15 protein-coding genes are annotated in these 19,143 nt (G+C 68.0%); 4 read left to right on the forward strand and 11 right to left on the reverse strand.

Going from position 1 to position 19,143, the window contains the following annotated elements; translation table 11 throughout:
• The first annotated feature begins 421 nt into the window (after positions 1 to 421).
• From OG456_RS18270 to OG456_RS18280, 3 genes are all read left to right on the forward strand, one after another.
• Positions 422 to 1,498, forward strand: coding sequence for an AAA family ATPase (locus OG456_RS18270; protein WP_100597223.1), 1,077 nt, complete (start codon positions 422 to 424; stop codon positions 1,496 to 1,498).
• Complete coding sequence (locus tag OG456_RS18275; protein ID WP_266562299.1) at positions 1,495 to 2,598, forward strand: ParB/RepB/Spo0J family partition protein; 1,104 nt, start codon at positions 1,495 to 1,497, stop codon at positions 2,596 to 2,598. The genes OG456_RS18270 and OG456_RS18275 overlap by 4 nt, the downstream gene beginning before the upstream one ends.
• Before the next feature lie 321 nt (positions 2,599 to 2,919).
• On the forward strand, positions 2,920 to 3,537 hold the full coding sequence (locus OG456_RS18280) for a GNAT family N-acetyltransferase (RefSeq protein ID WP_266562301.1): 618 nt from the start codon (positions 2,920 to 2,922) through the stop codon (positions 3,535 to 3,537).
• A 109-nt stretch (positions 3,538 to 3,646) separates the two neighbouring features.
• On the opposite strand, the gene trxA is transcribed toward OG456_RS18280, so the two are convergent.
• From trxA to OG456_RS18315, 7 genes are all read right to left on the reverse strand, one after another.
• The gene (gene trxA / locus OG456_RS18285; RefSeq protein WP_100597220.1) at positions 3,647 to 3,979 is read right to left on the reverse strand and encodes a thioredoxin; all 333 of its coding nucleotides are present in this window, start codon (positions 3,977 to 3,979) and stop codon (positions 3,647 to 3,649) included.
• 49 nt (positions 3,980 to 4,028) lie between these two features.
• Positions 4,029 to 4,991: a thioredoxin-disulfide reductase gene (gene trxB / locus OG456_RS18290; RefSeq protein WP_266562305.1), complete on the reverse strand. Its 963-nt coding sequence runs from the start codon at positions 4,989 to 4,991 to the stop codon at positions 4,029 to 4,031.
• 142 nt (positions 4,992 to 5,133) lie between these two features.
• Entirely contained in the window at positions 5,134 to 6,084 is a 951-nt protein-coding gene (locus OG456_RS18295; protein ID WP_266562307.1) for an anti-sigma factor, read from the reverse strand.
• The gene (gene sigM, locus OG456_RS18300; RefSeq protein WP_266562309.1) at positions 6,081 to 6,806 is read right to left on the reverse strand and encodes an RNA polymerase sigma factor SigM; all 726 of its coding nucleotides are present in this window, start codon (positions 6,804 to 6,806) and stop codon (positions 6,081 to 6,083) included. The genes OG456_RS18295 and sigM overlap by 4 nt, the downstream gene beginning before the upstream one ends.
• A 28-nt stretch (positions 6,807 to 6,834) precedes the next feature.
• Positions 6,835 to 8,553 (reverse strand): protein kinase family protein, encoded by a 1,719-nt coding sequence (locus OG456_RS18305; protein WP_266562311.1) that lies wholly within the window; start codon positions 8,551 to 8,553, stop codon positions 6,835 to 6,837.
• A 119-nt stretch (positions 8,554 to 8,672) separates the two neighbouring features.
• Positions 8,673 to 10,910, reverse strand: coding sequence for a murein biosynthesis integral membrane protein MurJ (murJ, locus tag OG456_RS18310; protein ID WP_266562313.1), 2,238 nt, complete (start codon positions 10,908 to 10,910; stop codon positions 8,673 to 8,675).
• 45 nt (positions 10,911 to 10,955) lie between these two features.
• On the reverse strand, positions 10,956 to 13,292 hold the full coding sequence (locus tag OG456_RS18315) for a DUF6049 family protein (protein WP_266562315.1): 2,337 nt from the start codon (positions 13,290 to 13,292) through the stop codon (positions 10,956 to 10,958).
• A 193-nt stretch (positions 13,293 to 13,485) separates the two neighbouring features.
• On the opposite strand from OG456_RS18315, the gene OG456_RS18320 reads away from it, so the two are divergent.
• Positions 13,486 to 14,937, forward strand: a complete 1,452-nt coding sequence (locus OG456_RS18320; protein WP_266562317.1) for a CCA tRNA nucleotidyltransferase — start codon at positions 13,486 to 13,488, stop codon at positions 14,935 to 14,937.
• A 110-nt stretch (positions 14,938 to 15,047) separates the two neighbouring features.
• Here OG456_RS18320 and OG456_RS18325 read toward each other — a convergent pair whose 3' ends face one another.
• The 4 genes from OG456_RS18325 to OG456_RS18340 form a co-directional block, all read right to left on the reverse strand.
• Positions 15,048 to 15,536, reverse strand: coding sequence for a hypothetical protein (locus OG456_RS18325; protein WP_266562319.1), 489 nt, complete (start codon positions 15,534 to 15,536; stop codon positions 15,048 to 15,050).
• 114 nt (positions 15,537 to 15,650) lie between these two features.
• Positions 15,651 to 16,907: an MFS transporter gene (locus tag OG456_RS18330; protein ID WP_266562321.1), complete on the reverse strand. Its 1,257-nt coding sequence runs from the start codon at positions 16,905 to 16,907 to the stop codon at positions 15,651 to 15,653.
• Positions 16,908 to 17,022: 115 nt separating this feature from the next.
• Positions 17,023 to 18,105 carry an inositol-3-phosphate synthase gene (locus tag OG456_RS18335; protein WP_266562323.1) on the reverse strand — a complete coding sequence of 361 codons (1,083 nt, stop codon included), beginning with the start codon at positions 18,103 to 18,105 and terminating at the stop codon, positions 17,023 to 17,025.
• Positions 18,106 to 18,148: 43 nt separating this feature from the next.
• Positions 18,149 to 18,829: a PadR family transcriptional regulator gene (locus tag OG456_RS18340; protein ID WP_116512092.1), complete on the reverse strand. Its 681-nt coding sequence runs from the start codon at positions 18,827 to 18,829 to the stop codon at positions 18,149 to 18,151.
• Positions 18,830 to 19,143: the final 314 nt, after the last annotated feature.

Raw genomic sequence — 19,143 nt, forward strand, 5'->3', positions numbered from 1 at the left:
GATGGCCGCTCGGGTCCTCGGGACCTGAGCGGCCGTTGCTTTTTCCTGAGCTGTCATCGATTTTTAGGTGACGCTTGTCTCGTGGGTCTCCAGTGTCTGGCGTCGGAAGCTCACGCACTGGACGGCACCGAGGGGGCGTTTGCGGGTTGCCGCTGATCCGTCCTGGCGGCGACCTGGACTCCGTGAAACCTGCCAAACGTATGTATGTCGGGGTGTCGCACGGGTGCCGACCGGGCTGCGGTGCATCGTGTTTCACGTGAAACGTCGCTCACTGCTGCATGGCATCATCAGTCGCGGTCGCGCCGCGGCTGCACCCCGCGACCGTAGGCCTCTCGGATCCCTCGAATCGGGCACGGAGTTGTCCACAGAGGCCGTTTCCTCCACAGAAGACAGGGCCTCGCTGGTTCACGACCCCGAAAGCATGGGAGGCTCTGTTCATTGCGAGCCTGAAGTCGAGGAGAGTGAATCCTTGCGGTCCGACGCCAACATCGCGGGACCGATGACCGATCCGGTCCCCGGTCCCCGTACCGAGTCGGTGGGGGAGGATGTTTCACGTGAAACACCGCCTCCGATGGACGACACCCCTATCGGTCGTGCTGCCCAGCTGGCGGTAGAAGCTCTTGGTCGCGCAGGCGAGGGCCTGCCGCGACCTGAGCAGACCCGCGTCATGGTGGTTGCCAACCAGAAGGGCGGGGTCGGCAAGACCACGACAACGGTCAACCTTGCTGCCTCGCTGGCGCTGCACGGCGCCCGCGTGCTGGTGATCGACCTGGATCCGCAGGGCAACGCCTCCACGGCTCTGGGTATCGACCACCACGCCGAAGTCCCTTCGATCTACGACGTGTTGGTCGAGAGCAAGCCGCTCTCCGAAGTCGTACAGCCCGTGGTCGATGTGGAGGGCCTCTTCTGCGCCCCAGCCACCATCGATCTCGCCGGTGCGGAGATCGAGCTGGTCTCGCTGGTGGCACGCGAGAGCAGACTGCAGCGCGCGATCCAGGCATATGAGCAGCCTTTGGATTACATCCTCATCGACTGCCCTCCGTCGCTCGGCCTGCTGACCGTCAACGCTCTGGTCGCCGGCGCCGAGGTGCTGATCCCGATCCAGTGCGAGTACTACGCACTGGAGGGCCTGGGGCAGCTCCTGCGCAACGTGGATCTGGTGCGCGGGCATCTGAACCCGGATCTGCATGTGTCGACGATCCTGCTCACGATGTACGACGGCCGCACCCGGCTGGCGTCGCAGGTCGCCGACGAGGTCCGGAGCCACTTCGGTGAAGAGGTCCTGCGGACGAGCATCCCGCGTTCCGTGCGTATCTCCGAGGCCCCGAGCTATGGACAGACGGTGCTCACCTACGATCCGGGGTCGAGCGGCGCACTCTCCTACCTCGAGGCGGCGCGGGAGATGGCGCTGCGCGGGGTCGGCATCCGCTACGACGCTCAGCACGCCCATACGGGCACTCAACTTGACCAGCACAGCACGGTGGAGGGTATCCAGTGAGCGAGCGACGGAGGGGACTGGGCCGTGGCCTCGGCGCACTGATTCCAGCAGCCCCCACCCCCGACAAGACGGCACCAGGCAACGCTATGGGAGGTGCACCCGGCTCGCCTTCCGCCGGGCCCGTCCTGACGGCGGAGCGCGGAGTGGCGGCGGCGAAGGTTGCCTCGCTTCCGCAGCCCCATGTTTCACATGAAACAGAGGATTTGTTCGGCGGGCCGGTGGACGCTCCGGAAGCGTCGGCGGGAGCGTACTTCGCCGAGCTTCCGATTGACGCCATCACGCCCAACCCGCGTCAGCCGCGCGAGGTGTTCGACGAGGACGCCCTCGCCGAGCTCGTCACCTCGATCAAGGAAGTCGGGCTTCTCCAGCCCGTCGTCGTACGGCAGCTGAGCTCGTCGCGCTTCGAGCTCATCATGGGTGAGCGCCGCTGGCGCGCCTGCCGCGAGGCTGGTCTGGAGCGCATTCCGGCGATCGTCCGGGCGACGGACGACGAGAAGCTTCTCCTCGACGCACTCCTGGAGAACCTGCACCGCGCTCAGCTGAACCCGCTGGAGGAGGCTGCCGCCTACGACCAGTTGCTGAAGGACTTCAACTGCACGCACGACCAGTTGGCCGACCGGATCGGGCGTTCGCGGCCGCAGGTCTCCAACACGTTGCGGCTCCTGAAGCTCTCTCCGGCAGTTCAGCGCCGGGTGGCCGCGGGCGTGCTGTCGGCCGGCCATGCGCGTGCCCTGCTCTCCGTGGAGGACTCTGAGGATCAGGACCGTCTCGCTCACCGGATCGTCGCCGAAGGGCTCTCGGTGCGGGCCGTCGAGGAGATCGTGACCCTGATGGGCTCACGGCCGACGAGCACGGCGCGAGCCAAGGGTCCGCGGGCCGGGACCCGTCTCTCGCCGGCGCTCAGTGAGCTTGCCACGCGGCTGTCCGACCGGTTCGAGACGCGAGTGAAGGTCGACCTCGGGCAGAAGAAGGGCAAGATCGTAGTCGAGTTCGCCTCGATGGACGATCTGGAGCGCATCCTCGGTCAGCTCGCTCCGGGTGAGGGACCCGTCCTCCAGCACGGAGCGACGGAGGACGAGGACCAGGAGAACGAGGGCTAGGAGAACGGGGGTTGGTCCCGTTCGACGCAAGTCTCACGAGAGCAGGTCGTGTCCGGTGTGTACCGGAACACGGCCTGCTCTTTGCTTTCTGTCGGTTTCGATGGAATCGCTTCGTGGATACGATGCGACGGGGAAGAGCGCACCCCTCAAAGTCACCTCATACGGGAGGCGGGTCATGCAATCGGTGAGTCGTGCCGGGCTGATGACCGCAGGTCTCGGGCTGGGCGCGGTCGGCGGTTTCGTCGGCAGCCTGCTCAGGGAACGGAGCGCTCTGACAGCCGCCCGTGACGCGGCGGGCGAAGGAAGTGAGGAACTGCCTTCATGGGGCGTCGGCTCGTACCGCTCACACTGGACAACCTTCCGGACCTTCCCAAGCGTTGCCGGTCGTGTGTCTTCTGGGAGCTGGATCCGGTCAGCGGCCAAGCCGCGGTAAAGGCGGGCACTCCGGAGCTGGAGAAGGAGGCCTGGATTTCGGCTGTCCTCCTGGAATGGGGTTCCTGCGGCCGGGTTGTCTACGTGGACGATGTCCCGGTCGGCTACGTGCTCTACGCGCCGCCGGCGTATGTCCCCCGCGCCACTGCCTTTCCCACGAGTCCGGTCTCCCCCGATGCCGTGCAGCTGATGACGGCGTGGATCATGCCCGGCTATCAGGGCCAGGGGCTCGGCCGGGTGATGGTGCAGACCGTAGCCAAGGATCTGCTGCGGAGGGGGTTCAAGGCGATCGAGGCGTTCGGCGATGCGCAGTGGAAGGAACCGGCCTGCATGCTCCCCGCAGACCATCTCCTGGCCGTCGGCTTCAAGACCGTGCGGCCTCACCCCTCCTATCCGCGTCTCCGCCTTGAGCTGCGTACGACGCTGTCGTGGAAGGAGGACGTCGAGCTCGCCCTGGACCGGCTCCTCGGAGCGGTACAGAAGGAACCGGCGCTCCGCCCCCTGTGAGTCTCGATCCATCCGTTGCGGCGAAACACGAACGGGCCAACCCGGTTGGGTTGGCCCGTTCGTGTTTCACGTGAAACATCGCCGCTCCGCCATGGAGCCGCATCGCCGATCAGTTGGCGATGAAGTCCTCGAGGTCGCGCACGATGGCGGCCTTCGGCTTGGCGCCGACGATGGTCTTGGCGACCTCGCCGCCCTGGTAGACGTTCAGGGTCGGGATCGACATGACGCCGTACTTCGCGGCGATGGCCGGGTTCTCGTCGATGTTGAGCTTGACGACCTCGATCTTGTCGCCGTACTCGGCGGCGATCGCCTCGAGGGACGGCGCGATCTGGCGGCACGGTCCGCACCAGGCGGCCCAGAAGTCCACCAGTACGGGCTTGTCGCTCTTGAGGACGTCCTCGTCGAAGGAAGCGTCGGTCACGTTCTTGAGGTTGCCGGCCACGGCGGGCTCCTTAGCTACTTTGGTGATGCGGTGGGGCGGGTGTGAGTTCTCAGACGGTGGCGGCCGCGGCGGACTCGCTGTCGGTGAGAGAGGCGAGGAAGCGCTCGGCGTCCAGGGCGGCGGAGCAGCCGGTGCCGGCCGCGGTGATCGCCTGGCGGTAGGTGTGGTCTACGACGTCACCGGCACCGAAGACGCCGGTCAGGTTCGTCCGGGTCGAGGGGGCCTCGACCTTCAGGTAGCCCTCGTCGTCCAGCTCGAGCTGGCCCTTGAAGAGCTCGGTGCGCGGGTCGTGGCCGATCGCGATGAACAGGCCGGTGACCGGGAGCTCGGAGGTCTCACCCGTCTTGACGTTGCGCAGCGTCAGGTGCGAGAGCTTCTGGTCGCCGTGGACCTCGGCGATCTCGCTGTCCCAGGCGAACTTGATCTTCGGGTCGGCGAAGGCGCGATCCTGCATGGCCTTGGAGGCACGCAGGGTGTCACGGCGGTGCACGATCGTCACGGACTTGGCGAACCGGGAGAGGAAGGTCGCCTCCTCCATCGCGGTGTCGCCGCCGCCGATCACGGCGATGTCCTGGTCCTTGAAGAAGAAGCCGTCGCACGTCGCGCACCAGGAAACGCCACGACCGGAGAGCGCGTCCTCGTTCGGCAGGCCGAGCTTGCGGTGCTGGGAGCCGGTCGTGACGATGACGGACTTCGCGCGGTGCACAGTGCCCGCCGTGTCGGTGACGGTCTTGATCTCGCCCGTCAGATCGACGGAGATGACGTCGTCCGGGACCAGCTCGGCGCCGAAGCGCTCGGCCTGGGCGCGCATGTTGTCCATGAGCTCGGGGCCCATGATGCCGTCCTGGAAGCCGGGGAAGTTTTCCACCTCGGTGGTGTTCATCAGGGCACCGCCCGCGGTGACAGCGCCCTCGAACACCAGCGGCTTCAGCGACGCGCGCGCGGTGTACAGGGCCGCCGTGTAGCCGGCGGGCCCGGAGCCGATGATGATCACGTTACGGACGTCGCTCACGGCTTGATTCCTCGTCTCTGCGGGACTGCTGCGTACTGCCGGGGGAGTCCGTCTCCGGACTCTCACCCCACCCAACGGATCCTACGGGGCGCGCATTCCCACCGTGTCCGGGAGCACACGCGAAGTGTGTCCCGGCATGGAGTCAGCGCCGCGCGTAGGAGTGGGTCAGCAGCAGTTTGCCGGGAGCTGAGGACGGCTGCTTCACGCAGGTCGCGTCGATGACGTAGGCCGAGACCTGGGCAGGATCCGACTCGTGAGGCAGCACGACGAGGTAGGCGGTGGTGCCCTTGTAGTCTCCCCGCTCGATGGCGAGGGCAGGAGTCTCACGGCCGGTACCCCGCTGTATGCAGTCCGGCACCACGACGGTCTTCCCCCGCATCGGGGAGTTCGTCCGGGGAGTCTTCGGCCCCGACTGCTGGATGTCGACGGACGGCTTGGATGTCGACGAGTCGGAGGGGGCGGAGGATTTCTCCGTCAGAAGGTTCTGCACCTGGCTCTCGAGCTTGTTCTCGGAGAAGGAAAGTGCGGAGCTCGACTGACGGGGCGTGCCGCTCTCGGGAGCGCCGGTAGGTGTGCCGCCCCCGTTCTGCAGGAAAAGGACTCCCAGGCCGATCGCGGCCGCGGTGAAGACCGCTCCGAGGGCGGCGCCGCGACGGCGCCGGGTGCGCGTCCGGCCGCCGCGCCCCGGACCTGTCGCGGCACGGGGATGACCGGAAGGGCGGTCCGCGGGGGTGGCCAGCGAGTCGGCCGGCGTTGTTTCACGTGAAACGGGAGACGCGGACTGTGCCTCGGCCTCGGCTTCGTCCTTGTCCTCGTACTCGGTGTCGGCAGGTGCCTTCGTGTCGAGCAGTGCCTCCGCGGCGAGCGCGGCGTCGATGCGGCCCGCGATATCGGCAGGCATGTGGGCCGGGCCGGGGAGCGTGCCGAGCGTGCCGCGGATCTCCTCCAGGGAGGCGTGGACGTCGGCGCACAGCTCGCAGCCGTTCAGGTGCTCCTGTACCTCCTCGGTGCGGGAAGGGGAGAGCAGGCCTTCGGTGAGGTCGGAGATCTCGTCGATCTCGGGGTGCTCGGCCGTGTCGGTCGTGGATGTCACGCTCGCCCACCTCCGCCCTTCACGGCAGCTGAATCACTTGGTCCTGCCCCGTCCCGGGGCCCTGCTGCCGGTGGGACGGATGTCCCCTGCGTCCGGTTCCTTCCGGGTGCATCCGGGGGCGGGTTCTTGCCACTCACGTTCTCGCCGCTGTCGGTCCGTAGATGGGTGACCAACGGCAGGAGTCTGGCTCTGCCGCGCGCGCAGCGGCTCTTGACCGTGCCGGTGGGAACGCCGAGAACGCGGGCCGCCTGGGCCACCGGGTAGCCCTGCATGTCGACCAGGACGAGCGCGGCCCGCTGGTCGACGGGAAGGGTGCCCAGCGCTTCGAAGAGTTCACGGTGCAGGTCGTTGCGTTCGGCGGGGGCGGCCGCGGACTCGTGCGGTTCGAGGAGCTGTTCCAGGCGCTCCGTGTCCTCGACCGGAGAAGTCTTCCTCGACGCGGCCTTGCGGGCCCGGTCGAGGCAGGCGTTCACGGTGATGCGGTGCAGCCACGTCGTGACGGCGGACTGCCCGCGGAACGTGTGCGCCGCCCGGTAGGCGGAGACCAGGGCGTCCTGGACGGCGTCGGCGGCTTCCTCTCGGTCTCCCAGGGTGCGCAGCGCGACGGCCCAAAGGCGGTCACGATGGCGGCGCACGAGTTCGCCGAAGGCGTCCTTGTCACCCGCGACGTGGCGGGTGAGGAGGTCCTGATCGCTTGCTTCGCCGTAGGCGGCGTCGTCCACTTTCGAACCCCCTCCCCCAGGTGAGCCCTCAGCCGGTGAACTTCACGTCGGTGAGAGCCTGCTTGTAACCCGCTCCGTAGTAACCGTCGGATCCGGACTTCGGCAGGGCCGTCATCCACAGGAGCACGTACCGCGTCTTCACCGGCTTGTCGGCCTCGATCTTCGCGGTGGTACTCGTCGTGGTGTCCGTACCGATGCTCTTCATGGAGTCGATCGATGTCGTGGGCGACAGCGAATCGGCCGCGTACAGGGAGACCGTCGTGTGGTCGCCGCCGTACTGAAGAGCTATCGACGCGGCCGATACGTCCTTGGCCGAGCCGAGGTCGTAGACGATACCGACGCCGGGCTTGTAGGGCGCCAGCTTCGGGCCGTCGTTGTAAGTCTTTGTGCGCCAGAACGTCTTGCTGTCGCCGTCGTAGGTCTTCGCCACTTCACCCGGGGCCTGTGCCTCGCCCTTGGCGACGTACTCTCTGGCGTCCTCGATGGCCATCGGCTTCGTCGGCTTGTGCTCGTCGCCCTTGTCGTCGCCGTCGGTGTTGTGCGACGTGTTGGCGTCGCCCGACGTGCCGCGGTCCATCAGGGCTTCCGCGAGCTGCCAGCTGCCGAGGCCGAGGGCCACGATGAGCAATGCCGACACGGCCCACTTGAGCGCCTTGCCCGTCCGGCTCTGCAGCGGCGGCGGGGGCACCGCCGGCATGGGCTGGGCCACCCCGGGACGCGGAGCCTGACGGCCGTACGTGCCCTGCTGGTAGGTCGTCCGCTGGTACTCAGCGGGCGCCGTGAACACGGGCTCCGGGGGACGGATGCGGGGCATCTCGCCGACGGCCTTCACCAGCTCCTCGGTAGTGGTGCACGGAGGATCCTGCCGCGACGCCGTCGCTCCCTCGTTGACGAGGGCACGCATGGCCAGCTCGGACAGCCCGCGATGCACGCCGGCCCGCACCTGGTCGGGCGCGATCAGGCCGATGTCCTTGGGCAGCCCGGACAGGCCGTACGCGTCGTCCTCGTAGGGCCAGCGCTGCGTCAGGGCGGCGTACAGGAGGGCACCGATCGCCTCGGTGTCCGTGCGCTGCGGTGTCTCCGACGTGATGCCACGCAGGGCGGCGTTGACGGCGAGGCCGCGGATGCGCCACTGGCCGGTCGAGGTGCGGAGCACCGCGCTCGGGGTGAGCCGCAGATGTGCGAGGCCCTCGCGGTGAGCGGCGGCCATCGCCTGGGAGATCTGGTTCACGAGCTGGTAGGCCTCGTGCACCTCAAGGGGGCCCGTGGCGAGCAGCGCTGTCAACTCCGTGGCATCGGGCAGCCATTCGTGCACCACGTACACGAGGTCGTTCTCCTCGACCGCGTCCAGGACCTGGACGAAGCGAGGGTCGCCGAGCAGCGCCGACGAGCGCGCCGCCGCGAGGACGGACCGTGCCCGCGGGTGGTCCGCGGGGAGCAGGTGCACCCCTACGGCCCGGCGGAGCTTCTCGTCCACCGCGCGCCAGCTGCTGAATCCGTCCAGCCGGGTGACGCACTCCTCCAGGCGATAGCGTCTCGCGAGTTTGTGACCGCTGTGCAGCTCGGGGGGAGTGGACGAGCCGGGGCTCGTCGAAACGTCGGTGTCCTCCGCGTCCTCGTTCGCTGCCGTGTCCCGCTCCCGGGTCTGGGCCACCCCGTCGGCCGTGGTCTGCTCCGCCTTCGCGGTCAGTGGTTCGTCACCACTGTTGTCTGCCACGTCGACGGCAGCCGTACTCCGTTCCGCCACCGTCGTTCCTGCCTCCCCATCCGTTGCGCGCCCTGCGACGCCAAAGCCAATTGTGCCCACAGTCCGGCGATAAGCACGACACGCGGTAGCCCGCGATGGTTGTGCGGCCGGCCGGGCCACTAGCGGCCGAGGCGCCCGCGGACCATTCCGACCATCGAGTTGAGCTCTTCGATCCGCATGCGCCGGGCGGCGACATAGAAGACACCCAGCAGTACGGCCCCGCCCACGACCAGCGCTGCGATCGAACCCGCCGCGCCGCCGCCGAGCGCCCTCATGATCAGGAAACCGACCACGCCACCGGCGACGGCCCCCGGGATCGAGGCCATGCAGAGGCGGGCGTACGTACGGATGACCTGTGCGCCGTCCAGGTCGCCGCCGAGACGCTTGCGCAGGCGCTGCCAGGCGACGCCCACACCGATCGCGTACGCGAGACCGTACGAGGCGGCCATGCCGACCACGGCCCACTGGGCGGGCAGCAGGAGGTAGGCGATCCCCGACGCGGCCGCGTTGACGGCGGCCACGATGACCGTGTTGTAGAAGGGCGTCCGGGTGTCCTCGTACGCGTAGAAGCCGCGCAGCACGACGTACTGCACGGAGTACGGGATCAGGCCGAGGCCGAACGCCATGAGGATGTAGCCCATGGAGCGGGCACCGTCGGCGCCGCTGGACCCGAAGAGCAGGGTGCACATGGGGACGCCGAGGGCGACGAACATGAAGGCGACCGGGACGATCGCGACCGCGGAGGTGCGCAGTCCCTGCGAGATGTCGTCGCGGACCGCTCCGGGGTCGCCGTCGTGGGCGGCGCGTGAGATCCGCGGCAGCATCGCCGCCATGACGGAGACGGTGATGATGGCCTGCGGCATGCCCCAGATCAGCTGGGCGTTGGAGTAGCCCATGATGCCCGCGCCGGACGTGCCGGACGCCTTCCCGGCGGCGGTGGCGAGCTGGGTGACGACGAGGACGCCCGCCTGGTTGGCGAGGACGAACAGCACGGTCCACTTGGCGAGCTTGACCGCCTTGCCGAGGCCGTGGCCCTTCCAGTCGAACCGCAGCCGGAAACGGAAGCCGGTCTCGCGCAGATACGGGATCATCGCCAGCGCCTGCACCGTCAGACCGAGCAGAGTGCCGATGCCGAGCAGCCGGACACCGTCCGCCGGAATGGTCTGGACGCCCAGATTCGAGTCCGCTGCCGTGCCGTAGACATAGATGAACATGCCGAACGTGAAGATCATGACGATGTTGTTCAGGACCGGGGTCCACATCATCGCGCCGAACTTCCCGCGGGCGTTCAGGATCTGGCCCATGACCACGTGCACGCCCATGAAGAAGATCGTGGGCAGGCAGTAACGGGCGAAGGTTACGGCGACGTTGTTCGCGTCCGGTTTGTTGGCAATCGAGGTCGACATCAGCTGGATCAGCAGAGGCGCGGCGAAGACGGCCACGGCGACGATCACGCCGAGCGCGACCATGACGAGGGTCAGCAGACGATTGGCGTAGGCCTCGCCGCCGTCCTCGTCCTCCTTCATGGACCGCACGAGCTGCGGCACGAACACCGAGTTGAGGCCGCCACCCACGGTCAGGATGTAGATCATCGTCGGCAGGGTGTACGCGACGGTCCAGGTGTCACCCAGCAGCGCGGCGCCGAGGGCCGCCGTGATGACCATGGTGCGTACGAAACCGGTGAGACGGGAGACCAGGGTGCCCGCCGCCATGACGGCACTCGACTTCAGGAGGCCCGACGCGCGGCCCCCCTTGGCCGGGGCAGGGACAGGCGCGGGCGTGCCGCTCTGGACGGGAGGTTGAGCCGGTCCGGCGGTGGGCACCGGAACGCCGGAAGCGTCGGCCGGCGGACGGCCGCCGCCGTTGCTCTGCTGGTCACGGAAGAGATGCGCGAAGGCGTCGGGCTCGTGCTGCTCCTCGCTCGCCTGCGTCATCAGATCGTCGACGCCCAGGAACTGAGTGGTCCTGGCGTCGTCGCCATAAGGAAGGAGCTGCGACGGGCCCTCCGGCTCGGGAGCGGGCGTCTGGGCCCACACGCGGGGGTCCGGGGGGTACTGAGCTGCGGGAGGCGGGTTGTAGAGCGGCTGAGGAGCCTCATAGGAGCCCGGAGGGGGCGGAGGGTGCGCGGCGCGGTCGTAGAGCGCCTCCGACACCGGATCCTGGGCCGTGAGGTCCTGGGCCCGGTACGGATCCTGGTCATAGGCGTCCTGGAGGTACGCATCCTGCGGATACGCGTCCGGGGCCGGGTGGGGCGGCGGGACCTGGCCGGGCGCTCCCTGATGACCGGGAGGCGGGCCCCCGGCCGAGGCCGAGCCGCCCGGGCCCTGGCCACGGTCACCGTCGTACGGCGCGTTCATGGTTACCCCACCTCATCGTCCCCGGGCCCACGGCCACGACATCGCTCAACGGTCCACTCTCTCACCCGTGCCGGACGGGTCCGTGCTTTCCGGAGCGGTGTCCGGTGTCGGGTCACTCGGCTGCTCGGGGTCGCCTTCCCCGGGCTCGGAGCCCGACTCCCCGTTCTGACCGTCGTCAGGTCCCTCCTCGGCCCGTTGCGCGGCGGCGCGCTTGCGCTGGGTGTACATGCGGAACCCGGCGAGGACGAGGAGCAGGACGCCGCCGGCCATGACGAGCATCACGGTCGGGGTGATCTCGGTGACGTTCACGTCGAACCGGACCTCGGGGCCGTAGGGCTGACCGTCCTCGGTGTACAGCTGGGCGAAGACCGGGACCCTGCCGTTGGCATTCGAGGTGGTGGTGAACTTCACCGACTGGCTGTGCCCGCCGGCGACCTTCACCCGCTGCTCGTAGTACGGCCCGTCACCGATCTTGAGGCGTGTGCCGTTCGTCGACGTGAGGCGCAGGACGAGGTGCTCGACGCCCTGCACCAGGTTGTTCTGGACCGTCACCGGGATCGTCGCGCTGCGTCCGGAGAGCTTCGCCTCGGACTTCTCGATGAGCCTGACCTGCTTGGTGAGCGCCGTGAGGTAGTCGGCGACACCGTCGCGGTACGCCTGCGCCTCGGCGGGGCGGCCCCGCCAGGAAGTGGACATCTGCCGGTCCATGGCCCGCCCGAACGGCGTCACCACGCGGGACGGGTCGGAGAGGATCACCTGGAAGTTGGTGAGCTTGGTCTGGGTGTCCTGGATCGCCTGGAAGGCCGACTGGGGCAGCTCCTGCTTGCGCAGGTACGAGGGGTAGGACCGGGAGGAGGGGATCCGGGTCGTCGCTTCGGGGTCCGGCTTCGCCTTCGTGGCTGCGGCCAGGTCCTCGGACTCCGACCAGCTGCTGTCCTGGTCGGCCTTGATCGCCTGAGCCATGGACTGCGCCTGGCTTGCGGACGGCATGCGCTGCGGCGCGACCACGACGTTGCGCTCGTTGTCGGGCTCCTGAAGGTTGATCGTCAGGCTCTGCGCGAGGAACTGTTGCACGGCGAGCGTCGAGTTCTCGGCCTTCGTCATGTCGCCCTGGAAGGCTTCGGACAGCCGCGCGTCGGTCACCACGGCCGTCGTGCCGCTGCCGATGGGGCGGGCTGCCGACGGCGTGTACGGCAGGTTGTTCCGCTCCTGGAGGCTGTCACTGCGGGTGATCACCGTGTCGGCGCCGGCGGACGTCGCGACATTGACGATGCTGGGGTCGATCGCTCCGTCGGCGGGCCAGGCGTAGCTCGTGTCCGGCTTGACGTGCAGGACCGTCTCCACGGTCTTGGAGGCCACATCGGTGGCGTCCTTGAGGTGCCCGAGGGAACCGGTCACCTTCGTGCCGTTGTGGGCCAGCGACGCGAGATCCGGGTCGGCGAAGGGGAGGGCGACGACCTTCTGGTCGGCGACGGCGTTCTTCAGGTCGTTCAGCCACTGCTTGGCGACCGTCTGATTCTTGCCGTTGATCTCAGTGCCGTCCAGCTCCTTGATCTTGTACGGCCTCGTCATGGCGTCGACCGAGGCGAGGAGGTCGGGGTCGACCACCCAGGTCACATCGAGGGCGGTGCCGAGGGCCAGCATCTGCTGGAGACGACCGCCCGGAGCGATCTCCTTGGCGAGGCTGTCGTCATGGAAGATGCGCGTCTGCTGCTCGTCGGAGCCCGTCTCCGCCGTGAGGTGGGTCTGGGAGATGAGCGGCCACAGGTACGTCGTCTTCGTCTTCGTCTCCGCGGCGTCGGGCTGCCACGGGAGGAAGGTTCGCTGGATGCCGAGCGTCTGCTGGTAGGCCTGAGTCGAGGTCTGGCCGGTCAGGGCGACACCGAGCTGGTAGACGCCGTCGGCGCCGAGGTCCATCTCCTTGACGGGGACGGAGAGGCTGAAGTCCTGCGTCGCGCCGGGGGCCAGCTTGGAGATCTTCTTGGCGTACTTGCCGCCGATCTCCCTGCCGTCCGGCACTCCCCCCGCCGCGTGCCGGGAGGCGTTGTCGATCGAGGCCCGCCCACCGAGGGCAGAACCGAGGCGGAGCGCCACGTGGGCGTTCGTGACGGCCTGCTTGCTGTCGTTCGTGAGCGTGCCGGTGACGGTGACCGTGTCGCCGTCGGACGGTGCGCTCGGAGTGAGCGAGTTCACGGCGACATCGACGGTGCTCGTGCCGATCGCGTCGGCCGCAGGTGCTTGCGGGGAGGCGTATCCGGGGGAGCCGCCGAACAGGGTCAGGGCGGCCAGCAGAGGCGCTCCGGAGAGCAACGCCCCCGTGCGCCGCCACCTTCGACGGGCAGGTGAGGGAGTCATCCCTTGGAAGTCTGCCGCCTCGGCCACGCGCTCGCCCGTCCCTCGTCGTCGTCAGTGGTCGTCGGATAGTCCACGCATGGTAACGAGGTGCGCTGTGGCGAAGTGCCGCGGACTGCTCCACATGATCGGAAGACAGGGTAGGGGGCATCCGGCAGGGCTCGCGCACACCCACCGAAAACGAGGCGGAACCCTGGGCTCGGGCCACGTACCCTTTTCTGTTGTGCCGAACGCCAATGAAGACAATCCCAGTGCCCTGAGCCAGGTGCAGCGCCGCGCGGTGAGCGAGCTGCTGCGGGTGGCCCCTGTCGCCGACGACCTCGCCCGTCGATTCCAGGAGGCCGGGTTCTCTCTCGCCCTGGTCGGTGGCTCGGTCAGGGATGCGCTCCTCGGCAGGCTCGGCAACGATCTGGACTTCACCACGGACGCGCGTCCCGAAGATGTGCTCAAGATCGTCAGGCCTTGGGCGGATGCCGTGTGGGAGGTCGGGATCGCCTTCGGGACGGTCGGCTGCCAGAAGGACGGCTACCAGGTCGAGGTCACCACGTACCGCTCCGAGGCGTACGACAGGACCTCGCGCAAGCCGGAGGTCTCGTACGGCGATTCCATCGAGGAAGACCTCGTGCGTCGCGACTTCACGGTGAACGCGATGGCCGTGGCCCTGCCGGAGAAGGAGTTCATCGACCCGCACGGCGGGCTCGACGACCTTGCCGGGCGCGTGCTGCGTACGCCCGGAACCCCTGAGGAGTCCTTCTCCGACGATCCGCTGCGGATGATGCGGGCCGCACGGTTCGCCGCGCAGCTGGACTTCGAGGTGGCCCCCGAGGTCGTCAAGGCCATGAAGGACATGGCCGACCGCATCGACATCGTCTCCGCGGAGCGGGTGCGGGACGAGCTGAACAAGCTGATCCTCTCCGCGCACCCCCGCGAGGGCCTCACCCTCCTCGTGGACACGGGTCTCGCCGCCCACGTCCTGCCTGAGCTGCCCGAGCTGCGCCTTGAGCGGGACGAGCACCACCGGCACAAGGACGTCTACGACCACACGCTGATCGTCCTTGAGCAGGCGATGGCGCTGGAGTCGGACGGCCCGGATCTCGTGCTCCGTCTCTCGGCCCTTCTGCACGACATCGGCAAGCCGAGGACGCGGCGCTTCGAGGACGACGGCCGGGTCTCCTTCCACCACCACGAGGTGGTGGGCGCCAAGATGACGAAGAAGCGCATGACGGCGCTGAAGTACTCGAACGAGCTCGTGAAGGATGTCTCGCGACTGGTCGAGCTGCACCTGCGCTTCCACGGATACGGCACCGGCGAGTGGACCGACTCCGCGGTCCGCCGCTACGTCCGTGACGCGGGTCCGCTGCTGGACCGCCTGCACAAGCTGACCCGCTCCGACTGCACGACGCGTAACAAGCGGAAGGCCAATGCGCTGGGGCGTGCGTACGACGGCCTGGAAGAGCGCATCGCGCGTCTCAAGGAGCAGGAGGAGCTGGACTCGATCCGTCCCGACCTCGACGGCAATCAGATCCAGGAGATCCTGGGAATCAAGCCCGGGCCGGCGATCGGGCAGGCGTACAAGTTCCTGCTGGAACTGCGGCTGGAGAACGGGCCGATGGAGCATGACGCGGCTGTGGCGGCGCTCAAGGAATGGTGGGCGGCGCAGCAGGACGCCGAGTGAGTGACCCGGGTCGATGTTTCACGTGAAACATCGACCCGGTGCGGACATGCCGAAGGGCGCTGTTTCACGTGAAACAGCGCCCTTCGGCATGGTGATGCGTGTGCTTGCTCTTACTTGGTTTCCTTCAGGCAGAGCACCACGTCGTGGCTGCCACCGCTCTGGTAGTAGGAGACCTCGGTGCCCTTGACCGAGTTGCACTTGTCGACGTCGCTGGTGCCGTCGAACTTCTCGATGACCTTGTACTCGGAGTCGCTCGACGAGCAGTCGACGTCCTTCAGGTCCGGAGCGGACGTCGTGCCGTTGTTGTGCAGGCAACTGCCGACCGCGGTCGTCTCGGCGTCGCTCTGGCCGAGGTACCACTTCACTCCGTAGAGCGCGATGGCGACCACGATCAGCGCGACGATGCGCAGTGCCTTCTTCTTACCGCTGCCCGCCGGGCGCCCGGGCGGGATGGGCGTACCCGGGGCGTGCGGCGGATAAGGCTGCTGAGGAACCCCGGGCTGGCCGGCGGTCGGAGCGTACGGACCGCCCTGCGGCGGGCCAGCGGGCTGCTGGCCCTGGGCGAACGGATTCTGGCCCTGCGGCGGCGGAGTGGTCACTTTGGGGGTCCCCCTCGAACTTAGGCGCGATGGCGCGGATAAGACGCCCGTAAGTTATCCGTACCGACTGACATCTCTGAAGTCGGGAGGGGCTCTGTGTCATTGATGTGACACTTACTGGGTGTCGAACCGGGCCATAGCGACAGCAATCACCGCGTAGATCAGGGCCACGGTGAGCACCAGCGGGACCGACTGTCCGTCAGGAGGCAGCATCAGCGCGGCCACTGCGGCCGCGCCGACGAACGCGACGTTGAACAGCACGTCGTAAACGGAGAAGATCCGGCCACGGAAGCCGTCGTTCACCGAGGACTGCACGATCGTGTCGGTGGCGATCTTCGCGCCCTGGGTCGTCAGGCCCAGGACGAAGGCGGCGGCCATCATGGGGGCGGGTGCGAACGGAAGCCCGAGGGCGGGTTCGAGGACGGCTGCCGCCCCTGCGCAGACGATGATCCACCTGGCGGGTCCCAGCCGCCCCGCGGCCCAGGGCGTGACGACGGCGGCGGCGAAGAATCCGGCCCCCGAGATCGCCACGGCGAGGCCCAGCAGGGCAAGTCCGTCGGACTCCGCGGACGACCAGGAGTAGCGGCAGAGCATGAGGACCATGACGGTCAGCGCCCCGTAGCAGAACCGCATCAGCGTCATGGCGGCCATGGCGCGGGCGGCCGCGGGGCGCGCCGTCAGATGGCGTACGCCCGAGGCGAGCCCCTGTGCCGTGCCGGTGAGCGCCGTCCGTAGGCCCGGACGCACCAACTCCGCGTCCGGACCGAGCAGTTCCGCGGACATGGGCAGGGACGCGAGCGCCGCGCACAGGTAGAGGGACGCCCCGACGAGCACCACCAGGGCGTCGGAGTCCGAGATGAGCAGCCGCACGGCGAACGCGAGTCCGCCGCCCAGCGTGGCGGCGAGGGTGCCCGCGGTCGGCGAGACGGAGTTCGCCATCACCAGGCGCTCGGCGTCGACCAGGCGCGGCATGGCGGCGGAGAGCCCGGCGAGGATGAAGCGGTTGACGGCGGTGACGCACAGGGCGGAGGCATAGAAGAGCCAGTCCGGCGCATTGCTGAGCATCAGGACGGCCGTCAGGGATGCCAGGACGGTCCGCAGGAGGTTGCCGTAGAGGAAGACCTGACGACGGCGCCAGCGGTCGAGGAGGACGCCCGCGAACGGGCCGACGACCGAGTACGGGAGAAGCAGTACGGCCATGGCCGAGGCGATGGCGCCGGCCGAAGCCTGTTTCTCCGGCGAGAACACCACGTAGGTGGCCAGCGCGACCTGGTAGACGCCGTCCGCGCCCTGGGAGAGCAGCCGCAGCGCCAACAGGCGCCGGAAGTCCCTCAAGCGCAGGAGTACGCGCAGGTCACGGACGACAGCCATGGGGTCAAGCCTCACATACGGGAAAGGTCCCCAGGTGCACGTGTGTGCATCCGGGGACCTCAACAGCCCACAAGGAGAGGCGCGTTACCGCTGCTACGCGCCGCACTGTGTGTGGTTAGCGCTCGACCTCGCCCTTGATAAACTTCTCGACGTTCGCGTACGCCTCGTCGTCGAAGTACTGAACCGGCGGGGACTTCATGAAGTACGAGGACGCGGAGAGGATCGGGCCGCCGATGCCGCGGTCCTTGGCGATCTTCGCGGCGCGCAGGGCGTCGATGATGACACCCGCGGAGTTCGGGGAGTCCCAGACCTCGAGCTTGTACTCCAGGTTCAGCGGAACGTCACCGAAGGCGCGGCCCTCGAGGCGGACGTAGGCCCACTTGCGGTCGTCGAGCCACTGGACGTAGTCCGACGGGCCGATGTGGACATTCTTCTCGCCCAGGTCGCGGTCGGGGATCTGCGAGGTGACGGCCTGCGTCTTCGAGATCTTCTTGGACTCCAGGCGCTCGCGCTCGAGCATGTTCTTGAAGTCCATGTTGCCGCCGACGTTCAGCTGCATGGTGCGCTCGAGACGGACACCGCGGTCCTCGAACAGCTTCGCCATGACGCGGTGCGTGATGGTGGCGCCGACCTGGGACTTGATGTCGTCACCGACGATCGGCACGCCCGCCTCGGTGAACTTGTCCGCCCACTCCTTGGTGCCGGCGATGAAGACCGGAAGGGCGTTGACGAACGCGACCTTGGCGTCGATGGCGCACTGCGCGTAGAACTTCGCGGCGTCCTCGGAACCGACGGGCAGGTAGCAGATCAGAACGTCGACCTGCTTGTCCTTCAGGACCTGGACGACGTCGACCGGGGCCTCGGAGGACTCCTCGATGGTCTGGCGGTAGTACTTGCCCAGGCCGTCGTGGGTGTGGCCGCGCTGGACGGTCACGCCCGCGCTGGGCACGTCGCAGATCTTGATGGTGTTGTTCTCGCTGGCACCGATGGCGTCGGAGAGGTCGAGGCCGACCTTCTTCGCGTCGACGTCGAAGGCGGCGACGAACTCGACGTCACCGACGTGGTACTCGCCGAACTGGACGTGCATCAGGCCCGGGACCTTGGCGTCCGGGTCGGCGTCCTTGTAGTACTCGACGCCCTGGACCAGCGAGGCGGCGCAGTTACCCACGCCGACGATGGCTACGCGAACCGAACCCATTCCGGTTGCTCCCTGTGTGTATCGGTGAAACCCCGAATGGGCCTCACGTGGCGGTGTCGTCGGACGGATCCGGCCGGGTGCTGTCCCGGTGCCGGGGCAGGCCGCCCGTCTCTCCAGATGTGTCCTGCTGAGCTGCGTCGGAGGGGTCGGATCGCCGCTGATCCCGCCCCGCCCGCTCGCTCTCGATGAGCTCGTTCAGCCAGCGCACTTCGCGCTCCACGGATTCCATTCCGTGCCGCTGGAGCTCAAGGGTGTAGTCGTCAAGGCGTTCCCGGGTGCGGGCGAAGGAGATGCGCATCTTTTCGAGGCGCTCCTCGAGCCGGCTGCGACGGCCTTCGAGTACGCGCATACGTACGTCACGCGAGGTCTGCCCGAAGAAGGCGAACCGCGCGGCGAAATGCTCGTCCTCGTACGCGTCCGGGCCGGTCTGCGAGAGCAGCTCCTCGAAGTGCTCCTTACCTTCCGCCGTCAACCGATAGACGATCTTGGCGCGACGCCCTGCGAGTGGTGCGGCGAGGGCGTCCTCGGGTGTGCTCCCCGATTCCTCGATCAACCAGCCGCTTGCGACCAGCGTCTTGAGGCAGGGGTAGAGGGACCCGTAGCTGAAGGCGCGGAAGACCCCCAGCGATGTATTGAGTCGTTTCCGCAGCTCGTAGCCGTGCATCGGGGACTCGCGGAGCAGCCCGAGGACGGCGAACTCGAGGATGCCGGAACGTCGGCTCATCGTCGCCTCCTCCTCTGCCGCGGTCGGTGTCACGACCTCTTACGGACTCTTTATGCCGAGCTGATGTATCGACTCGATACATCACGACGATAGAACGGTCCCACGGATGGGACAAGAGGGATCACGGTGAACGGCGTCACATCACCGATTCATACCAAGCGAGTTGCCTGATTTGGGGTGAACTTCACCCCTAGGCGGGTTTTGGCGGTGCGTAGTCTGTCCGCCATGCAGACCGCCGGGAACCAAGTGACGCCTGTGGGCGTCGTTGTCCCCGGTGCATTGCGGGTGAGTGCCAGAAGGGGCGCATCCGTATT

The organism is Streptomyces sp. NBC_01446 (genome assembly GCF_026340095.1).
Lineage (GTDB): Bacteria > Actinomycetota > Actinomycetes > Streptomycetales > Streptomycetaceae > Streptomyces > Streptomyces aureus.